Below are 18,435 nucleotides of genomic sequence, written 5' to 3'. Positions count from 1 at the left end.
TGCGCGCGAACCCGGTCCAGACGGCCGAACTCGATCACCTCGCCGGCGATGAGGAACGGCAGCACCAGCCGCCAGGCCTGGACCACCGCGGGCCGGCGCCGGTGAGGTGCGCGCATGGCCGCGCGGGCGACCCGTAAAAGGTGCTCGTTCGCGCTCATGGTGTTCGGATGCGCCGCGTGGTCCCAGCTCCACCGGCGCTCCTCCGTGACGGCGCACCGCACGCACTCGACCGGTCCGGTGCCGAGCTCGGCACCGCACCTCGAACACGCCAGCAGCGTCATCGCCCAGTCCACGCACGTCCACGGGTACTCGCCGACGTCGGAGGAGACCACCAGCTCGGCCAGTTCCCGGTCGGCGAGCTGCGACGACATCCGCAGGGCCTCCCAGTCCGCGAGCCAGAACTGGTCGAGCAGCTCGGCGCAGAAACCGCAGTCGGGATAGCCACGACCTGCGAGTTCTCCGCACGAAGGGCATGCGGAGACCACGGCGGGACGTTGACCGCGACGCGCGCCGGGCGGGAACGGCTGATGATCCGCCACCTGGAAGAGATTAGGGGCAAAGGGCGCCCTTGGCAGCTGTGGCGCGCGCTGACTATGGTCGGGTCTCGACAACTCAACACAACGCGGGAGCTCGCGCCTGAGCGGGCTGAGAGGGTGACTGGCTGTAGTGCCGGTGTCACCGACCGCCTGAACCTGACCGGGTAATGCCGGCGTAGGGAGGAATGTCGTGACGGCACTTGACGACCGTTCGGTCAAACCCAGTGTGACCACCGGCCCGATCTCGGGCTCCCGCAAGGTGTACCGCGAAGTCGCTCCTGACATCCGGGTGCCTTTCCGCAGGGTGGAACTGACCAACGGCGAACATGTCGATCTGTACGACACTTCCGGTCCGTATACCGACGACAACGCGGTGATCGACGTCCACAGTGGACTGCCAGCTGGACGGGCGGAGTGGATCGCCGCACGGGAACCGATCAACGGAGCTGTCAGCCAGCTCGCGTACGCGAAGGCCGGGATCATCACCCCGGAGATGCGCTACATCGCGGCGCGCGAGAACCTCGACGCGGAGTTCGTGCGCAACGAGGTGGCCATCGGGCGTGCGGTCATTCCGTTGAACCGCAAGCACCCCGAGGCCGAGCCGATGATCATCGGCAAGAAGTTCCTCGTGAAGATCAACGCCAACATCGGCAACTCCGCCGTGTCGTCGTCGATCGAGGACGAGGTCGAGAAGATGGTGTGGGCGACCCGCTGGGGTGCCGACACGATCATGGACCTGTCCACCGGCAAGCGCATCCACGAGACGCGCGAGTGGATCCTGCGCAACTCCCCCGTGCCCGTGGGCACCGTGCCGATCTACCAGGCGCTGGAGAAGGTGAACGGCGATCCGGCGAAGCTGTCGTGGGAGGTCTACCGCGACACGGTGATCGAGCAGTGCGAGCAGGGCGTCGACTACATGACGGTGCACGCGGGCGTGCTGCTGCGGTACGTGCCGCTCACGGCCAAGCGCGTCACCGGCATCGTCTCGCGCGGCGGTTCGATCATGGCCGCGTGGTGCCTCGCGCACCACAAGGAGAGCTTCCTCTACACCCACTTCGAGGAGCTTTGCGACATCCTGCGCGAGTACGACGTGACGTTCTCGCTGGGTGACGGGCTGCGGCCGGGTTCCATCGCGGACGCCAACGACGAGGCGCAGTTCGCCGAGCTGAGGACCCTGGGCGAGCTCACGCACATCGCGCGCGCCAAGGACGTCCAGGTCATGATCGAGGGCCCCGGCCACGTGCCGATGCACAAGATCGCCGAGAACGTGCGGCTGGAAGAGGAGTGGTGCGGCGAGGCGCCGTTCTACACCCTCGGCCCGCTGGCCACGGACATCGCGCCGGCGTACGACCACATCACGTCCGCGATCGGCGCGGCGCAGATCGGCTGGCTGGGCACCGCGATGCTCTGCTACGTCACGCCGAAGGAGCACCTCGGCCTGCCGGACCGGGACGACGTGAAGACCGGCGTGATCACGTACAAGATCGCGGCGCACTCCGCCGACCTCGCCAAGGGTCACCCCGGCGTCCAGGACTGGGACGACGCGCTGTCCAAGGCGCGCTTCGAGTTCCGCTGGGAGGACCAGTTCAACCTGTCGCTCGACCCGGACACCGCGCGCTCGTTCCACGACGAGACGCTTCCCGCGGAACCGGCGAAGACGGCGCACTTCTGCTCGATGTGCGGGCCGAAGTTCTGCTCCATGAAGATCACGCAGGACGTGCGGCGCTACGCCGAGGAACGCGGACTGTCCACTGTGGAGGCGATCGAGGCGGGCATGGCGGAGAAGTCCGACGAGTTCGCCGACACCGGGAACAAGGTCTACCTGCCAGTGGTGGAAACGACGTGACAGCAACACCTCCTCGGGTCCTCACCATCGCCGGAAGCGATTCCGGCGGTGGTGCGGGCATCCAGGCCGACCTCCGCACGCTCTTCGCGTGCGGAGTGCACGGCTGCGTCGCACTGACCGCCGTGACGGTCCAGAACTCGCTCGGCGTCACGGGCGTCGCCGAGATTCCGGCGGAAACCGTTGCGGCGCAGATCGTTTCGGTGGCCGAGGACATCGGGCTGCAGGCCGCGAAGACCGGCATGCTGGCAACCGCTGCCATCATCGAGGCGATCACGCCCGCGCTGGACAGGGTCGGGATCGGGCGGGGCGCGAAGACCCCGTTCGTCGTCGACCCGGTGTCGGCGTCGATGCACGGCGACCAGCTGCTGGCGGACTCGGCGCTGGACGCGTTGCGGGGCCTGCTCTTCCCGCGCGCAACGCTGGTCACGCCGAACCTCGACGAGGTGCGGCTGATCACCGGTCTCGCGGTGAAGGACCGCGCGGACCAGCGTGAGGCCGCGGTCGCCTTGCACGCCATGGGTCCGGAGTGGGTGCTCGTGAAGGGCGGCCACATGTGGGACGACCCGGAGTGCCTCGACCTGCTGTACGACGGCAGGGAGTTCATCGAGCTGCCTGGCCCGCGCTACGACGTCAAGCACACGCACGGCAGCGGCGACACTCTCGCGTCGTCGATCAGCTCGGCGCTCGCGAAGGGTGCGACGGTGCCGGAAGCCGTGCGGTTCGGCAAGGACTTCATCGTCCGGTCGGTCGCCGCCGCCTACCCGCTGGGCGCCGGTGTGGGCCCGGTGTCGCCGCTCTGGAGGCTCGACAGGTAGCGGGCGTACATCGCCTTGAGGTCGGTCGTCTCGGGATCGAGCAGCCAGACCGTCAGGGCACCTTCCAGGAACGCGATCAGCTCCACGGCTCCTGCGTCCGAGAGCACTTCGGCGAAGTGCCGGCGCAGGAGCCGGTTGCGTTCCCGGAAGCGCCGCGTGATCTCGTCGTCGCGCGCCAGGTGCTCGGCCTGCAGGACTGTGTGCAGCGTCGCCAAACCCTTGTGCGCCATGGTGTGTTCGGCGTCCTCGAGCAACGCCGTCACGAGATCTTTCGAGGAGACGCGCGCTGCGGCCCGTGCGTCGAACTCGTCCAGAACCGCCTTGAGCAGGTTCTCCTTCGACCCGAAGTGGTGGATCACCGCGGACGGCGTGACGCCCGCCTTCTTCGCGATGGCCGCGACGCCCGTGCCCGCGTACCCGTTGACGCCGAACAGCTCGATCGCGGCGTCGACGATCTCGCGACGTCGCTCGACGCCGCGCTGCTGCACCTGTCCCTTGATCCCGACGATGGGAAAAAGAGTAGCCGCCACCATTAAGCTGAACAACCATGCAGGAAAATGAGGTCAGGACAGAGCTGGTCATCCCCGCGCCGGTGGATGACGTGTGGCGGGTGCTGGTGGACTTCGCCGGCTACGCCGACTGGAACCCCGTCATGGAGTACACGCAGGTGGACGGGATGAAGACGAAGGTGAAGGCGGCCAAGGGCACGCCGTTCGAACGCGACTTCGAGGGCGAGATCACCTCGATGGATCCTTACTCGCTGGCGTCCCAGGGTGGCGAGCAGGGGACGTTCTTCGGCCGCCACCGCTGGGAGCTCACGGAGGTCGACGGCGGCACGCACCTGGTGAACGCGGAGTCGTTCACCGGCACGATGGCCGCCGGCGTGCTGGCGCAGACCCGTGACGTGCTCGTCGCGGAGTTCGACGCCTTCAACCAGGCGCTGCTTCGGCTCTTCTCCGACAGGCCGACGAGTTGAGACGTAGGGTGTCGGGGGCCACCGGCTCCCGGCATCCCTCAGGAGCGTGACATGCACTCATGGGACGACTTCCCCGTTCTCCCGACTGAGCCCGTCACCGCCCGGACCGAGCCCGCGAAGAAGGAGATCCACGTCGGCTCCCTGCATTACGCCCTGTTGCCGGACAACGGATGGGGAGCGACGATCGCGTGGGAGGCGGGTCCTGAGCTCGCGGGCAGGATCGCCGACGACGTGTCCGCCTACCACGTCGTGGAACGGACACGTGCCGGGAATTCGCGCGTCATCGCGGAACAGCGAACAGTTCCGCGAACCGAGGAAGACCAGGACGTCATCGAAGAGTCCGTCAACGACTATCTTGCCGAGGCCGGCATTCCGCCACGACCGCGCGGATTCGCGTGGTACCTGAAGGTCCCACCCACGCGCAGTGGCCTGAAGGAGCTGGAACGGGCCATCATCGCGAAGGACACCACCGGCCTTCCGGTCGATGTACGCCGCGTGGCCCGAGCCGCACTCGCCGACTTCGGTCGAACAGCCGAATAAGCCGCCCCACTGCTCTGAGGCAGGTGGCCGGTTCGGCTACTTCGACTCTTCTCCGACCAGGGTCTCCAGCGCGTCCAACGCGTTCACGAGCGCCGCCACGTGCTCGGGCGTGAGCTGCTCGATCCGCCGTTGCAGCTCACGCACCCGCGCGGACCGCACACCGGAGACCATCGTCTCGCCCTCCGGCGTGGGCGTCGCGAGCCACGCGCGGCCGTCCTGCGGGTCGGGTTCCCGCTTCACGTACCCGGCCTCGACCAGTGCGGCGACGATGCGGGACAACGTCGGGGGCGCCACGCCTTCCTTGTTCGCCAGGTCGCCGAGGCGCATGGGACCGCACCTCGCGAGCGTGGCGAGCGCGGAGACCGCGCCGGGGCCGAGTCCGGGGGAACCGGTGCGTCGCAGCAACCGGGCCAGCCGGCCGATCGCCAGGTACAGACGCGCGGTCGCGTCCTCGACCTCGGCGTCAATGGGGGCCGTCACGGCTAGTCGTCCTCCTCGGCGGATTTCAGGTAATGGTCAATCATCCCCCAGCACGTGTGTACCCAAGGTAGCGGCTCCTCGTCGTCGAGTTCTGGCGAAGAGCCAGAACGGATCCAGCGCCTCCATGGTGAATTTCCCACTCACAAAGGAGGAAACCCGATGCACCTCGTCGCCGTAGCCGGCCACCCCGGACGGGTGCTGACCGGAATTCCGCAGAACGCGGACTTCTTTCCGCCTACCGGCTGGGCGAGGACGCCTGGGCCCAGAACCGTTGCGGAATCCGGCCTGCCAGCCGCGCGAGCCGCCCGCCCTCGACCGCGCACCGCATGGCCGCCGCCATCCGTTCCGGATCATCGGCCCTGGTCACGGCGGTCGCGAGCAACACCGCCGAGCAGCCCAGCTCCATCGCCAGCGCGGCGTCGGACGCCGTTCCGATCCCGGCGTCGAGCACCACCGGCACCGAGGCGCGGGACGTGATCAGCTCGATGTTGTGCGGGTTGCGGATGCCCAGGCCCGTCCCGATCGGCGAGCCGAGCGGCATCACCGTCGCACAGCCGATGTCCTCGAGCTTGCGCGCGAGCACCGGGTCGTCGTTGGTGTAGGGCAGGACCACGAAGCCGTCGTCGACGAGCCGCTCGGCCGCGTCGAGGAGCTCGACCGGGTCCGGCAGCAGGGTCTCCTCGTCGTGGACGACCTCCAGCTTCACCCAGTTCGTCTCCAGCGCCTCACGGGCGAGCTGCGCGGTCAGCACGGCCTCGGCGGACGTGCGGCAGCCCGCGGTGTTCGGCAGGACCTCGATCCCCAGTCGCCGCAACAACTCCAGCACGCCGGTCTGACCCGCCGAGTCGACCCGGCGCATGGCCACGGTGGTCAGCTCGGTGCCCGAGGCCACCAGAGCCCGCTCCAGCACGGAGAGGTTCGCGGCACCGCCGGTGCCGGTGATGAGCCTGGACCGGAACTCCCGGCCCGCGATGATCAGCGGATCGTCCACGTCAGCCTCCCTGGACCGCGGTCAGCACCTCGACCACGCCGCCGTCCGGCACGATCGTCTTGTCCCACAACGCCCTCGGCACCACGGCGCCGTCCAGTGCGACGGCAACCCCCTTCTCGGGTGCCCCCACCAGCGACACCACGGCGGCGACCGACGTGCCGTCGGCCAAGTCCCGAGAAGTGCCGTTGACCTGTGCTTTCACGAGCTTCCTCCCTTGAGCAGCTCGACCACGAGACGAGCGGTGTGCGGGGCGAGCAGGAGACCGTTGCGGTGGTGGCCGGTCGCGGCGATCACGCCGGGTTCGAGCCAGCGCACGACCGGGACGTTGTCGGGGCTGCCCGCGCGGAACCCGACGGCGGTCTCGGTCAGCGCGTATTCGGCGATGCCCGGCAGCACGGTTTCCGCGTCCCGCAACAGGTCCCGCACGCCGGCGACCGTCACGTCGGTGTCGAAGCCCGCCTCGTACTGGGTGGCGCCGACCACCAGGCCGTCGTCGCGCGGAACCAGGTACACCGGCCGGCCGGAGACCAGCGCGCGGATCGTGTGCTTCGGCGGCGGCAGGGCACCTGGCCGATGCGTGAGCCTGAGGATCTCGCCCTTCACCGGGCGGATGACGTCGCGCAACGCGGGGTGCAGCCGGCCGCTCCACGCGCCGGCGGCGATCACCTGCACCTTTCCGTCCACATCGGACCGCACACCTGCTTCCACGCATGCCTTCCACAAAGCGGAAAGCAACGCGCGGTTGTCGACCGCGAGGTCACCCGACGCGTACACACCGCCACGGACCGCAGGCCCCAGCGACGGTTCCAATGCGCGGATCTCCCGTGAGGTCAGCAACTCCCCCGCGTGCCGCAGGTCGGCGAGATCACCGGGCTGGGTGCCGACCGCGAGAGTGCCCGCGGTGAACAGTTCGACACCGATCGACGACGCGAAGGCAGGCCACATCGCCAGTGCCTCGACACCCTGCGCCACCACGGCTTCCTCGCCGGGCCACGCCTCCGTGAGCGGGGCGAGCATGCCGCCCGCGACCCGTGAGCCCGCGTGCGGCGAGCCCTCGTCGGAAACGGAAACCGAGTAGCCGGCCCGTGCCGCGGCCAACGCGACGGACAGGCCGATGACACCGCCACCCCGCACGGACACTTCCACAGTCAAGGCATTCACGCTCCCTGCGCCGGCATGACCCGGATCAGGTTCGACGGTCGGAGCGAACCACGCTCCCTCTCAGCCCGGTCTTCTCCAGGCTCCCGTGCGGACCGACACCAACATAACGGTTACGGTGCGAGCGTGCCAGGACTCGACGGAAACCTGATCAGGCAACGACTCGCCGACGCGACGCTCTACCTCTGTACGCCGAACCGGCCTGATCTGGCCGAGTTCGCCGATGCGGCGCTCGCCGGCGGGGTCGACATCATCCAGTTGCGGGACAAGTCACTCGAGGCGAAGCAGGAAATCGCCGCCCTCGAGGTGCTCGCGGAAGCCTGTGCCGCGCACGGCAAGCTCCTCGCCGTGAACGACCGAGCGGACATCGCGTACGCGGTCAGGGCGGACGTGCTGCACCTCGGCCAGGACGACCTGCCGGTCTCGTGCGCGCGTCACGTCGTCGGCGAGGAGGTCGTCATCGGGCGCTCCACGCACGACGTGGACCAGATGCAGGCGGCGGCGACGCAGCACGGCGTGGACTACTTCTGCACGGGTCCGTGCTGGCCGACGCCGACCAAGCCGGGACGTCCCGCACCGGGGCTCGACCTCGTCCGTGCCACGAAGGGCGTGCGGCGGCCGTGGTTCGCGATCGGCGGCATCGACCTGCAGAACCTCCACGAGGTCAAGGCCGCGGGAGCCACACGCGTGGTCGTCGTGCGGGCCATCACCGACGCCGAGGACCCCAAGGCCGCCGCCGAGTCGTTCAAAGTTGAACTTAGTAGTTGAAATTTGAACAAACAGGCGTACGCTCGATGACGTGAGCGCACCTGTGCTGTACCTGAGCCACGGGGCACCCCCGCTGGCTGACGACGAGACGTGGACCAGAGAGCTCAAGGACTGGTCCGCCACCCTCCCGCGCCCGGAGGCCGTGCTCATGGTCTCCGCGCACTGGGAGGAGGCGCCGGCGACCATCGGTGCGACCGAGACCGTGCCGCTGGTCTACGACTTCTGGGGTTTCCCGCAGCGGTACTACGAGGTCACGTACGAGGCGCCGGGCGCGCCCGGGCTCGCCGACGACGTCCGCAAGCTCCTCGGCGGGCACGTCGAGCAGGACGCCGAACGCGGTCTCGACCACGGCGCCTACGTGCCGCTCAAGGAGATGTTCCCCGCGGCCGACGTGCCGGTGCTGCAGATGTCGCTGCCCACGCTCGACCCGCGGCGGCTGCACGAGATCGGCCGCAAGCTCGCGCCGTTGCGGGACAAGAACGTTCTGATCGTCGGCAGCGGGTTCATGACGCACAACCTGAGCTGCGTGAACTTCCCCGCCGGACCGGACTACGAGCCGCCGTCGTGGTCTGCCGAGTTCGACGACTGGGCCAACCAGATGCTCTCCACCGGCGACGTGGACGCGTTGCTGGACTTCCAGCAGAAGGCTCCGGCCGCCGGAATCGCACATCCGAGGACTGAGCACTTCGCGCCGTTGTTCGTGGCACTGGGCGCTGCGAGCGACGAGAAAGCCCGTACCAGCGTTGAAGGCTTCTGGTACGGGCTCTCGAAACGGTCGGTGCAGTTCAGTTAGCCGCGCGTGAGGGTCAGGCCGTAGCGCGACAGGATCGGGTTGACCGGCTGGAAGAACGTGGTGCCGCCGGACGAGCAGTTGCCCGATCCACCGGACGTCACGCCCTGGGCCTGGCCGAAGCCGGAGCCCGCCACCCACGAGCCACCGGAGTCACCGGGCTCCGCGCACGCGTTGGTGCGGGTGAGGCCGCGGACGGTGCCCTGCGGGTAGTTCACGGTCTGGTTCTTGGCCTGGACGGTGCCGCAGCGCCAGCCGGTGGTCGAGCCGGAGCGGCAGATCTGCGCGCCGACAGCGGCTTCGGTGGAACCGCGGACGATGATGTTCGCGCCGCCGTAGCGGTTGACCCACGGCCGCGGGGTCCAGTTGGCGTTGGTGCGGACGTGCGCCATGTCGCTGCCGGGGAAGACCGAGCCCGCGAACGTGCCCTGCGCGACCCGGTTGTAGCCGGAGACAGCGGTGCCGGCCCTGCCGCAGTGGCCCGCGGTCACGTAACCGCCGGACACCGAGAAGCCCAGTGAGCAGCGGCCGCCGCCCATGTAGATGGCGTCGCCGCCGCGCAGGTCGTACAGCGGCGTCGGGTTCTCGGTCACCTCTTCGACCGTGACGGCCGAGTTGATGGACTTCGCGGTAGCGATGAACTGCTCGGCCGCGGCGTCACGGGTGTTGCGGTTGACCTCGATCACGACGGCGTTGGACTTCTCGTCCACGCGCCAGCTGGTGACCGACTGGGGAGCGCTCATGAGGTCGAGCACCGACTTGGTGCCGTTGAGCTGGGTGAGCGAGTTCTTGACGACCTTGACGTCGGCGCCGCTCACGGAGAGTCCCGACTTGGTCACCGCGACGGTCAGCTTGCCGCTCGCCTGGTCGATCCACGCTCCGCCGAACGCGTCGCCCAACGACGCCTTCGCTTGCTCGACGATTTCGCTCGACTTCTGGTCAGTGGCCAACCGGACGCGTGCCTGGTCAGCGTTCAGGCCCAAATCACGTTCCACCGCTTGGAGCAATTCGGCCGGGTAGCTCTCCGTGTCGGAACCGGTTGGGGCGACCGGTGCGGCAGGGGCGCCAAACGCCGGTACGCTGAGAGCAGTCACGACTCCGGTGGCGAGCAGAACGGCACCGGTAATACGGGCCGCACTCGTGCGGTTCATCAGACGTCTCCCTCACTTTCGGGTGCAGGGGAACCCGAGAGATCGGTTGCAGGGACCTCTCTCGGGGGCTCTAGGGGGACGGGTGGTGGGGCGGCGGCAGGGGTCGCCCCACCCCTCCCACCCTTGGTTGTCTCCTGGTTCTGACAGGGGCGCCGCGCTCAAGTGGTCCGGCCACGAGCCTCATCGCGCCCCTCCTCCCGGTCTCTTTCGGACCGATCCTTCGCCCGATCGAGTGACGTTATGGGCCTGTTATCTATTACGCCCAACCTCGACCGTGGACGAAGTGTGTCACAGCTCACGACAGATCAACTGCGGTGCGTAGCAATTGACAGTTAACTATCGCTCAAAGTAGTGACGTGATCACCGAATGGGGTCGACAGTTGACGGCGGCATCGAGCTGTCGGTCGGCTGTCGGGATCCTGTCGACGAGGTCGGCGGTCCGGTCGTCGTGGTGCTTTCGGTGGGCGACTGACCGGACGTGGTCGGCGGGGCCGTCACGGTGATCGTTTCGGTCTTCGTCGTCTCGGTGTGCGTCTCGGTGTGGATGCTCGTGCTCGTCGTTGGTGTCGCGGGGTCCGCCGACGTCGGTTTGCCGGTGACGAGCTGAACGCTCGTGACGGTGAGGACGGTCACCACGAAGGCGAGCAGGCCGCCGACCGCGATTACCTGCCAACGCTTTTCGCGCTCCATCGACCGTTGATAGAGCACGGCGCCCACTGTGGTCACCACACTCGCGAGAGCCGCGCCGATGATGGTGCCGACGACGTTGAGGCGAAGGCTCAGCACAGCCGCGGTGACGGCGGCGAGCACACTCGCGACGAGCTTGACGGGGGTGATCTTCTCCTTCTCAGCCATGACACTTGTGGGACGTCGGGCACAGTTCACCGGTTGTGCGCCGGTGACGTGCATCATCGACACATGCGCTTGGTGACTCTCGAAGACGTCCACGCGGCCGCCGCCACGATTGCCCCGCACGTCGTTCACACCCCGCTGCTGTCGTTCGACTCCGGACTGTGGATCAAGCCCGAGTGCCTGCAACCGGTCGGCGCCTTCAAGCAGCGCGGCGCGGTGAACGCGTTGTCCCGCATACCTTCCGAGGACCGCGCCCGTGGTGTCGTGGCGTACTCGAGCGGTAACCACGCGCAAGCAGTCGCTTACGCCGCTTCACTTCTGGGCATGCCCGCGGCGATCGTCGTCCCGTCGAACACGCCACAGCTGAAGATCGACGCCACGCGCGCCTGGGGCGCCGAGGTGTTCGTCGTGGGCATCACCGAACGCGAGTCGCGCGCCGCCGAACTGGTCGAGGAACGCGGCGCCACGCTGATCCCGCCGTTCGACCACCCCGACGTGATCGCCGGCCAGGGCACCATCGGCCTGGAGATCTGCGCGGATCTCCCCGACGTGGCCACGATCCTCGTGCCGGTGAGCGGCGGTGGCCTGATCGCCGGCGTGGCAACGGCCGTGAAGTCCTTGCGCCCCAACGTCCGTGTGATCGGCGTCGAACCCGAACTGGCCGCCGACGCCGCCGCCTCGTTCGCCGCGGGTTCGCTGGTCCGCTGGGACGCCCACGACCGTGCCCGCACCATCGCCGACGGCCTGCGCGCCGAACCGTCCGAGCTGACCTTCGCGCACATCCGCGAGTACGTCGACGACATCGTGACCGTGACCGAGGACGAAGTCCGCGCCGCGGTGAAGGAAATCGCCCGCCGCACCCGCGTCGTGTCCGAGACGAGCGGCGCGGTTCCCGTTGCGGCGTACCTGAACCGCTCGCTGCCCGCCGGCCCGGCCGTGGCGGTCGTGTCGGGCGGCAACATCGAACCCGCGCTGTTCGCGTCCCTGGTCAACCCGTGATCTCGCTGGACGACATCCGCGCGGCGGCAACGGTGATCGCGCCCCACGTGGTGCGCACGCCGCTGCTGCCGTTCGGTGCCGGGCGCTGGCTCAAGCCGGAGTCACTGCAACCGATCGGCGCGTTCAAACTCCGCGGCGCGCTGAACGCCCTGGCGCGCCTGGAAAACCGCTCGCGCGGCGTGGTCGCCTACTCCAGCGGCAACCACGCCCAGGCCGTCGCCTACGCGGCCCGCCTGCACGGCGCGCCCGCGGCGATCGTGATGCCGTCCAACACCCCGGCGGTGAAGGTCGAGGCCACGCGGGCGCTGGGAGCCGAGGTCTTCATCGTCGGCATCACCGAACGCGTCGAGCGCGCCGAGGCTCTGGTCGCCGAACGCGGCGCGGCACTTATCCCGCCGTTCGACCACCCCGACGTGATCGCCGGGCAGGGCACCATCGGCCTGGAGATCCTGGCGGACGTGCCGGACGTCGACGCCGTCGTGGTGCCGATGTCCGGTGGCGGGCTGATCTCCGGTGTGGCCACGGCGATCAAGACCCTGAGCCCCGACGTCCGGGTGATCGGCGCAGAGCCAGCGCTGGCCGCCGACATCGCGGACTCGCTGCGCGCGGGCTCGCTGGTGCGCTGGGACCCGGTTGACCGCGCGCGCACGGTGGCGGACGCGTTGCGGGACGAGCCGTCCGCGCTGACGTGGGAGCACATCTCTGAGCTCGTGGACGACGTGATCACCGTGTCCGAGGACGAGATCCTGGCCTCGGTGGCCGATCTGGCTCGCCGTGCCCGGCTCGTTGCCGAGCCCAGTGGCGCGGTCGCGGTGGCGGCTCAGGCGAAGTTCGGTAGCGGGGTTGCGGTCGTGTCCGGCGGCAACGTCGACCCCGAGCTGCTGGCGGCGGCTCTCACAGCGCGGCTCTCACAGCGCGGGTCTGACCGAGCGTGCCCAGCCGGGCCCGCCACCGGTCCTCACCCGCTGCGAAACCGGTCAGCGGTGCACCTGCTCGCCGCCTGACCTGATGTGCGTCGGCGGGCCCTCCACGCCGCAGTGCAGGCACTCGCCGGGGTGCGGGCAGTCCTGCTGTTCCGGCGCCGCGGACAGCACTCGGTTGTCGATGCCGATGGCCAGCAGTCCGCCGATGATCGACGCGACGGCGCACAGCACCAGGGCCATCTGCCAGCCGGCGGTCATGACCGCCGGGTTGGCGTAGTCGTCGCCCGTCAGGCCGACGGCCGCGGGCAGCACGGCCATCGCGAGGAGGCTGCCGGTGCGGGCCACGGCGTTGTTCACGCCGGACGCGACGCCCGCGTGGTGGTCGGGGGCCGAGGCGAGCACGGTTGCCGTCACCGGGGCGACCACCACTGCCAGGCCGATGCCGAACACCAGGACGCCCGGCAGTACGCCGGACAAGTAAGAGGCGCCCGGCTCGGCTCCTCGCAGCAACAGCATGCCGAGGCCCACCAGGAGGGGGCCGACGATCAGCTGCAGGCGCGGACCGTGGCGCTGGGCGATCTTGCCGGACGTCGAGGACGCCAGCAGCATGATGATCGTGATCGGCACGCTGGCCAGGCCCGACGCCGTCGGCGAGTAGCCGAGGGAGATCTGCAGCTGCAGGACCAGCAGGACCATGACGCCGCCGAGGGCCGCGTAGACGAGGAACGTCAGGATGTTGGAAAGTAGGAACGTTCTATTGTTGAACAATTCTAGGGGGACCAGCGGGTCGGCCGACCGCTTCTGCAGCACGCCGAACGCCACCAGCGCGACCAGGCCGAGGATTGTCACAATGTAGGATTGTTCAACGATCCCACCTGTCAACAAGGCGAGGCCCACGGCGCCCACCAGCGCCGACAGGTAGTTGGGGTGGCCGGCGGAGTCGTCACGGGACTCCGGCACGAACCGCAGCGCCATCCACACGCACAAGGCGGCCACCGGCAGGTTCACCAGGAACGCGAGCCGCCACGACCACGCCTGCACCAGCAGTCCGCCGACGAGCGGCCCAACGGCCGTGGCGACACCGGAAAGCCCCGACCACGCGCCGATGGCCCGCGACCGGTCCTCCCGGTTGAACGACGCCTGCAAGATCGCCAACGCACCTGGCGTCAGCAGCGCCGCGCCCACACCCTGCAGCACCCGAGCAGCCACCAGCACCGGCACGCTCCACGCCGCACCGCACAACAGCGAGGCGACGCCGAACCAGATCACCCCGATCACGTAGACCCGGCGCCGCCCGAACCGATCCCCCAGCGACCCCGCGATCAGGATCAGCGAGGCGAGCGCGAGCAGGTACCCGTTCAGGATCCACTGCAGGTCCGTGACCGACGCGGTCAGCTCCGCGCCGATCCGGGGCAGCGCCACGTTGACGATCGTCCCGTCGAGCATCGCCATGCCCGAACCGAGGATCGTCGTGGCCAGCACCGCGCGGGCACGCGGCGTACCCCAGGTGATCATGCGCCGCCGATCAGGACGGCCGGTTCAGCGTGGCCACGAACTTGTACCGGTCACCTCGGTACACCGAGCGCACCCATTCGATCGGGTTGCCCTCGGTGTCGAACGAGTGCCGCGACAGCAGCAGCATCGGCAGGCCGATGTCGGCACCGAGCAGCTCTGCCTCTTCAGGCGAGGCCAGCGCGGTCTCGATGGTCTCCTCCGCGTGTCCCATCTCGACGCCGAACCGCTCCGACAGCACCTGGTAGAGCGAGGCGCCGGGAGCCAGGTAGCGGCGAAGCCCGCGGAACCGGCCGAGGGCCAGGTGCGTGGTCTCGATCGCCATCGGCTCGTTGTCGGCGAGGCGCAGGCGGTGCAGACGCAGCACCTTGGCGCCGGGCCGCACGCCCAGGAGCCGGGCGAGCTCGGCTTCCGCGGGCATCTCGGAGGCCTCGATCAGCTTGGACGACGGCACGCGGCCCTGGGCTCGCATGTCCTCTGTGTACGAAGACAGCTGCAACCTCTGGGCGACCTTGGGTTCGGCCGCGAAGGTGCCCTTGCCCTGCACACGGAGCAGCCGGCCTTCGACCGTCAGCTCGGCAAGCGCTTGCCGGACCGTCGTCCTGGAGACGTCGAACTCGGCGGCGAGCGAGCGTTCCGTGGGGATCGGGGAACCCGGCGGCAGCGCCCTCAACAGGTCGAGCAGGTGCCGCTTGAGACCCCAGTACTTCGGCTCGCGCTGCGCACGCGTCCTGGCGTCCACGCCTGATACAGGCGTCGTCTCCAGCATGGCCTCCTCCTCGCACTCCATGTCAGGCATCACAAGGATGCCTTGTCCGTGTCGTTTCGTGCGTTCGAACCCCCGTCAATCGACACGAAATTGGTCCGATGACTCCGCAACGCTTTGGCAACGCGCTTGACAGGAGCAGTGACGCGGCACACGCTGTTCCGCATTGGTCTACACCACTTGGGCGTTCCGGCCGTGGGGCCGGGCTTGCTGAAAGGGCGCGACTGTGAAGGGCTGGAGAGGACTCGCTGCTGGTGCCGCCGCACTGGCAGTGGCCGTGTCGGGATGTGGCACGAGCACGAACAGCGGTAGCGGCACGGAGACCAAAGAGATCACCGTGTGGCTCATGGACGGTTCCGCGGCGCCGACCCTGACCGACGCTCTGAACAAGGAGTTCGAGAGCGCGAACGGCATCAAGGTCAAGTACGAGGTCCAGAAGTGGACCGGTATCCAGGAGAAGCTGACCACCGCGCTGGCCAGCAGCACCCCGCCCGACGTCATCGAGCTCGGCAACACCCAGACGGCGAGCTTCGCTGACCAGGGCACGCTGATGGACCTCACCGCGGACGCTGGCCAGTTCAACAGCGGCGAGTGGCTCGGCGGTCTGAAGGACTCGCTGACGCTGAACGGCAAGCAGTTCGGCATGCCGTTCTACGCCGCGAACCGCACCGTCATCTACCGCACCGACCTGTTCCAGGCGGCCGGCATCACGAAGCCGCCGACGTCGCGTGCCGAGTGGATCGACGTGATCAACAAGCTCAAGGCCGCGAACGCGTCCAACCCTGACTTCCAGGCTCTCTACCTGCCTGGTCAGTCCTGGTACTTCCTGCTCTCGCTGCTGTGGGACGAGGGTGGCGACGTCGCCACGCAGGACGGCGGCAAGTGGACCGGCAAGCTCGACACGCCGCAGGCCAAGGCGGGCTTCCAGGCCTACAAGGAGCTCTACGACGCGTCGGCCACCAAGAAGGCACCGGCTGACACGGACGAGGCCAAGCCGCAGCAGTACGAGGTGTTCCAGACCGGCAACGTCGGCATGATGATCGGCCTGCCCTGGGAGCTCGGCAGCGCGACCAAGGACAAGCCGGAGCTGAAGGACAAGACCGCGGCGTTCCCGATCCCGTCCAAGAAGGCCGGCTCGACCGCGCCGGTGTTCCTCGGCGGCTCGAACCTCGCGATCCCGGCGGCCAGCAAGAACGCCGCTGCCGCGAAGAAGTACCTGGCGCTGCTGTCGTCCAAGAAGTACCAGGACATGCTCGCCGAGGGTGGCGCCGTGCCGGGCACCTCGAAGGACACCTCGAAGCTCGCCACCAACCCGGTCGGCAAGGCGCTGGCCGACTCCTCCCCGAACGGCAAGGTCACCCCGACCACGCCGAAGTGGGCGGCGGTCGAGGCCGGTCAGAATCCGCTGAAGGACGCGCTGACCGCGTACCTGTCCGGCGCCAAGTCGCTGGACCAGGCGACGAAGGACGCGAGCGAAGCCGTCACCAAGGCCATGGGCTAGCCCAGCTGAGATGACGGCCGTCAAGACGACCGAAACGGCAGCGCCGGCCGGGGACATCACCCCGCCGGCGCTGCCGCCTGCCGTGACGGGTGGGGCGCCCAAGCGCCGCCACCGGGGCGGCGCCTTCGACCGGGCGCTGCCCTACCTGCTGCTGGCTCCGGCGCTCATCGCGATCCTCTGGCTGATCGGGTTCCCGGTCGTCTCGGTCTTCGTGACGAGCTTCCGCCAGCTCAACCTCGGCGAGCTGGTCCGCGGCGAGATCGTGTGGACCGGCATCGACAACTACGTGACGGTTCTCCAGGACGAGCGCTTCTGGACCGTGACCCTGCGCACCGTCACGTTCACCATCGCCGTCGTCGGCGCCTCGGTGGGCGCGGGTCTGCTGATCGCACTGCTGATGCGCGTGCTCACCCCATGGGTGCGGATCGCACTGCAGGTCGCGATGCTCTGCGCGTGGGCCATGCCGATCCTGGCGTCCACCACCGTCTACCAGTGGATGTTCGACCAGAACTACGGCATCTTGAACAAGACGCTGGTGCAGCTCGGGTTCGACTCCTTCGCCGGTTACTCGTGGTTCTCCTCCGGCACGTCGACGTTGTCGGTCGTCGGTCTGCTGATCGTGTGGCAGGCGATCCCGTTCCTCGCCTTCTCCCTCTACGCGGGGCTCGTCGGCATCCCCCGCGACCTCTACGAGGCCGCTGGCATCGACGGCGCGACGGGCTGGCAGACGTTCCGCGCGGTCACGTGGCCGGAGATCCGGTCGCTGCTGATGATGGTGACGTTCCTGTCGACGCTGTGGGACTTCAAGGTCTTCGCCCAGATCTGGGTGTTCCGCGAGGGCGGACCGAGCGGTGAGAGCACGACGCTCGCCGTGCTGCAGTACCTGGAAGGCATCGCGAAGAGCCACTTCGGTGTCGCCGCCGCGATCAGCGTCCTGATGATGATCATCCTCGGCCTGATCACCTTCCAGTACCTGCGCAGGCTGCTGCAGACCGAGGAGGGCAAGATCTGATGCTCAAGAAGTCTGCCGCGAACGCCGCGGGCCTCCTGCTCGCGTTGTTCTTCCTGTTCCCGACGTACTGGATGATCACGTCCGCGTTGAAGCCCAAGGGCTCGACGATCACCTCGGACTACGACCTGATCCCGTTCTCGGTGACGTTCACCAACTTCATCACCGCGTGGACCAAGCCGGGCTTCCTGTCCGCACTGGGCAACAGCCTGATGGTGACGCTGACCGCGGTGCTCGCCGCGATCATCGTCGGCATCACCGCTGCCGTGGCCATGTCGCGCTTCGCGTTCCGCGGCCGCAAGAGCTTCGTGCTGCTGATGCTGGTCGCGCAGATGGCGCCGTTCGAGGCGTTGCTGATTCCGATGTTCCTGATGATGCGGGATCTTCAGCTCTACGAACACCTTTCGTCGCTGGTGCTCGTCTACTTCGCGGTGACGCTGCCGTTCTGCGCGTGGACGTTGCGCGGCTTCGTGAACGGCATCCCGGTGGAGCTCGAAGAGGCCGCGATGGTCGACGGGTGCGGCCGCTGGGGCGCGTTCCAGAAGGTGACGCTGCCGTTGCTGGGACCGGGTCTGGTCGCCACGTCGGTGTTCGCGTTCATCACCGCGTGGAACGAGTTCCTGTTCGCCAAGGTGCTGATCCGCAGCCAGGACCTGGAAACCCTGCCGGTGTGGCTGTCCGGCTTCCAGACCGCGTTCGGCACCGACTGGGGTGGCGCGATGGCCGCCTCCGCGCTCTTCACGGTGCCGGCACTCGTTTTCTTCCTGATCGTGCAGCGCAAGATGGTCGCCGGTGTCACCGCCGGTGCAGTGAAGGGATGAC

General features: G+C 68.5%; 21 protein-coding genes and 2 riboswitches. Of the genes, 12 read left to right on the top strand and 9 right to left on the bottom strand.

The window, feature by feature from the left end; translation table 11 throughout:
- Nucleotides 1-114 precede the first annotated feature (114 nt).
- The 3 genes from ABFX45_RS20910 to thiD all read left to right on the top strand — a co-directional run bounded on the left by ABFX45_RS20910 (nt 115) and on the right by thiD (nt 3,197).
- Nucleotides 115-441 carry a hypothetical protein gene (locus ABFX45_RS20910; RefSeq protein ID WP_170154729.1) on the top strand — a complete coding sequence of 109 codons (327 nt, stop codon included), beginning with the start codon at nt 115-117 and terminating at the stop codon, nt 439-441.
- A gap of 171 nt (nt 442-612) precedes the next feature.
- A riboswitch (TPP riboswitch) is annotated at nt 613-737 on the top strand.
- Nucleotides 727-2,382, top strand: a complete 1,656-nt coding sequence (thiC, locus tag ABFX45_RS20905) for a phosphomethylpyrimidine synthase ThiC (protein WP_346131734.1) — start codon at nt 727-729, stop codon at nt 2,380-2,382. Its footprint overlaps the riboswitch before it by 11 nt.
- On the top strand, nt 2,379-3,197 hold the full coding sequence (gene thiD / locus ABFX45_RS20900; protein ID WP_109631491.1) for a bifunctional hydroxymethylpyrimidine kinase/phosphomethylpyrimidine kinase: 819 nt from the start codon (nt 2,379-2,381) through the stop codon (nt 3,195-3,197). Before thiC ends, thiD begins: the two co-directional genes overlap by 4 nt.
- Here the strand turns inward: thiD and ABFX45_RS20895 are convergent.
- The gene (locus ABFX45_RS20895; RefSeq protein ID WP_346131733.1) at nt 3,140-3,685 is read right to left on the bottom strand and encodes a TetR/AcrR family transcriptional regulator; all 546 of its coding nucleotides are present in this window, start codon (nt 3,683-3,685) and stop codon (nt 3,140-3,142) included. The genes thiD and ABFX45_RS20895 overlap by 58 nt on opposite strands.
- Nucleotides 3,686-3,744: 59 nt before the next feature.
- Between ABFX45_RS20895 and ABFX45_RS20890 the strand changes: the two genes are divergently transcribed.
- Together ABFX45_RS20890 and ABFX45_RS20885 are read left to right on the top strand one after the other, a co-directional pair.
- Nucleotides 3,745-4,173 (top strand): SRPBCC domain-containing protein, encoded by a 429-nt coding sequence (locus ABFX45_RS20890; protein WP_109631488.1) that lies wholly within the window; start codon nt 3,745-3,747, stop codon nt 4,171-4,173.
- A gap of 51 nt (nt 4,174-4,224) precedes the next feature.
- Nucleotides 4,225-4,713, top strand: coding sequence for a DUF5956 family protein (locus ABFX45_RS20885; protein ID WP_346131732.1), 489 nt, complete (start codon nt 4,225-4,227; stop codon nt 4,711-4,713).
- A gap of 36 nt (nt 4,714-4,749) precedes the next feature.
- Here the strand turns inward: ABFX45_RS20885 and ABFX45_RS20880 are convergent, their stop codons facing one another.
- From ABFX45_RS20880 to ABFX45_RS20865, 4 genes are all read right to left on the bottom strand, one after another.
- Nucleotides 4,750-5,193 (bottom strand): MarR family winged helix-turn-helix transcriptional regulator, encoded by a 444-nt coding sequence (locus ABFX45_RS20880; protein ID WP_233439171.1) that lies wholly within the window; start codon nt 5,191-5,193, stop codon nt 4,750-4,752.
- A gap of 235 nt (nt 5,194-5,428) precedes the next feature.
- Nucleotides 5,429-6,184 (bottom strand): thiazole synthase, encoded by a 756-nt coding sequence (gene thiG, locus ABFX45_RS20875; protein WP_109631480.1) that lies wholly within the window; start codon nt 6,182-6,184, stop codon nt 5,429-5,431.
- A gap of 1 nt (nt 6,185) precedes the next feature.
- The gene (gene thiS / locus ABFX45_RS20870; protein ID WP_109631478.1) at nt 6,186-6,386 is read right to left on the bottom strand and encodes a sulfur carrier protein ThiS; all 201 of its coding nucleotides are present in this window, start codon (nt 6,384-6,386) and stop codon (nt 6,186-6,188) included.
- Nucleotides 6,383-7,336 carry an FAD-dependent oxidoreductase gene (locus tag ABFX45_RS20865; RefSeq protein WP_109633099.1) on the bottom strand — a complete coding sequence of 318 codons (954 nt, stop codon included), beginning with the start codon at nt 7,334-7,336 and terminating at the stop codon, nt 6,383-6,385. Before ABFX45_RS20865 ends, thiS begins: the two co-directional genes overlap by 4 nt.
- A riboswitch (TPP riboswitch) is annotated at nt 7,331-7,442 on the bottom strand. It overlaps the preceding gene by 6 nt.
- A 26-nt stretch (nt 7,443-7,468) precedes the next feature.
- Here ABFX45_RS20865 and thiE point away from each other — a divergent pair.
- Together thiE and ABFX45_RS20855 are read left to right on the top strand one after the other, a co-directional pair.
- Nucleotides 7,469-8,110 carry a thiamine phosphate synthase gene (gene thiE, locus ABFX45_RS20860; RefSeq protein ID WP_109631475.1) on the top strand — a complete coding sequence of 214 codons (642 nt, stop codon included), beginning with the start codon at nt 7,469-7,471 and terminating at the stop codon, nt 8,108-8,110.
- A 31-nt stretch (nt 8,111-8,141) separates the two neighbouring features.
- Nucleotides 8,142-8,903: a dioxygenase family protein gene (locus ABFX45_RS20855; RefSeq protein WP_346131731.1), complete on the top strand. Its 762-nt coding sequence runs from the start codon at nt 8,142-8,144 to the stop codon at nt 8,901-8,903.
- Here ABFX45_RS20855 and ABFX45_RS20850 read toward each other — a convergent pair.
- Entirely contained in the window at nt 8,900-9,895 is a 996-nt protein-coding gene (locus ABFX45_RS20850) for a S1 family peptidase (protein WP_325049753.1), read from the bottom strand. The genes ABFX45_RS20855 and ABFX45_RS20850 overlap by 4 nt on opposite strands.
- Before the next feature lie 516 nt (nt 9,896-10,411).
- Nucleotides 10,412-10,906 (bottom strand): hypothetical protein, encoded by a 495-nt coding sequence (locus ABFX45_RS20845; protein ID WP_346131730.1) that lies wholly within the window; start codon nt 10,904-10,906, stop codon nt 10,412-10,414.
- Between the two features lie 63 nt (nt 10,907-10,969).
- On the opposite strand from ABFX45_RS20845, the gene ABFX45_RS20840 reads away from it, so the two are divergent.
- Together ABFX45_RS20840 and ABFX45_RS20835 are read left to right on the top strand one after the other, a co-directional pair.
- Complete coding sequence (locus tag ABFX45_RS20840) at nt 10,970-11,902, top strand: threonine ammonia-lyase (RefSeq protein ID WP_346131729.1); 933 nt, start codon at nt 10,970-10,972, stop codon at nt 11,900-11,902.
- Nucleotides 11,902-12,906 (top strand): threonine ammonia-lyase, encoded by a 1,005-nt coding sequence (locus ABFX45_RS20835; protein WP_346131810.1) that lies wholly within the window; start codon nt 11,902-11,904, stop codon nt 12,904-12,906. The genes ABFX45_RS20840 and ABFX45_RS20835 overlap by 1 nt, the downstream gene beginning before the upstream one ends.
- Here ABFX45_RS20835 and ABFX45_RS20830 read toward each other — a convergent pair.
- Nucleotides 12,880-14,340 (bottom strand): MFS transporter, encoded by a 1,461-nt coding sequence (locus tag ABFX45_RS20830; RefSeq protein ID WP_346131728.1) that lies wholly within the window; start codon nt 14,338-14,340, stop codon nt 12,880-12,882. The two genes, ABFX45_RS20835 and ABFX45_RS20830, sit on opposite strands and share 27 nt — an antisense overlap.
- Nucleotides 14,341-14,350: 10 nt before the next feature.
- Nucleotides 14,351-15,106 (bottom strand): GntR family transcriptional regulator, encoded by a 756-nt coding sequence (locus ABFX45_RS20825; protein ID WP_109633095.1) that lies wholly within the window; start codon nt 15,104-15,106, stop codon nt 14,351-14,353.
- 223 nt (nt 15,107-15,329) lie between these two features.
- Here ABFX45_RS20825 and ABFX45_RS20820 point away from each other — a divergent pair, with 223 nt between their 5' ends.
- The 3 genes from ABFX45_RS20820 to ABFX45_RS20810 are packed head-to-tail and all read left to right on the top strand — an operon-like array spanning nt 15,330 to nt 18,434.
- The gene (locus ABFX45_RS20820; protein WP_346131727.1) at nt 15,330-16,604 is read left to right on the top strand and encodes an extracellular solute-binding protein; all 1,275 of its coding nucleotides are present in this window, start codon (nt 15,330-15,332) and stop codon (nt 16,602-16,604) included.
- 10 nt (nt 16,605-16,614) lie between these two features.
- On the top strand, nt 16,615-17,616 hold the full coding sequence (locus ABFX45_RS20815) for a carbohydrate ABC transporter permease (RefSeq protein WP_109631453.1): 1,002 nt from the start codon (nt 16,615-16,617) through the stop codon (nt 17,614-17,616).
- Nucleotides 17,616-18,434 (top strand): carbohydrate ABC transporter permease, encoded by an 819-nt coding sequence (locus ABFX45_RS20810; RefSeq protein WP_109631449.1) that lies wholly within the window; start codon nt 17,616-17,618, stop codon nt 18,432-18,434. The genes ABFX45_RS20815 and ABFX45_RS20810 overlap by 1 nt, the downstream gene beginning before the upstream one ends.
- Nucleotide 18,435 lies beyond the last annotated feature (1 nt).

Source organism: Lentzea roselyniae (assembly GCF_039537795.1).
Taxonomy (GTDB): Bacteria; Actinomycetota; Actinomycetes; order Mycobacteriales; family Pseudonocardiaceae; genus Lentzea; species Lentzea atacamensis.
This window is presented reverse-complemented; position numbering and strand designations above follow the sequence as displayed.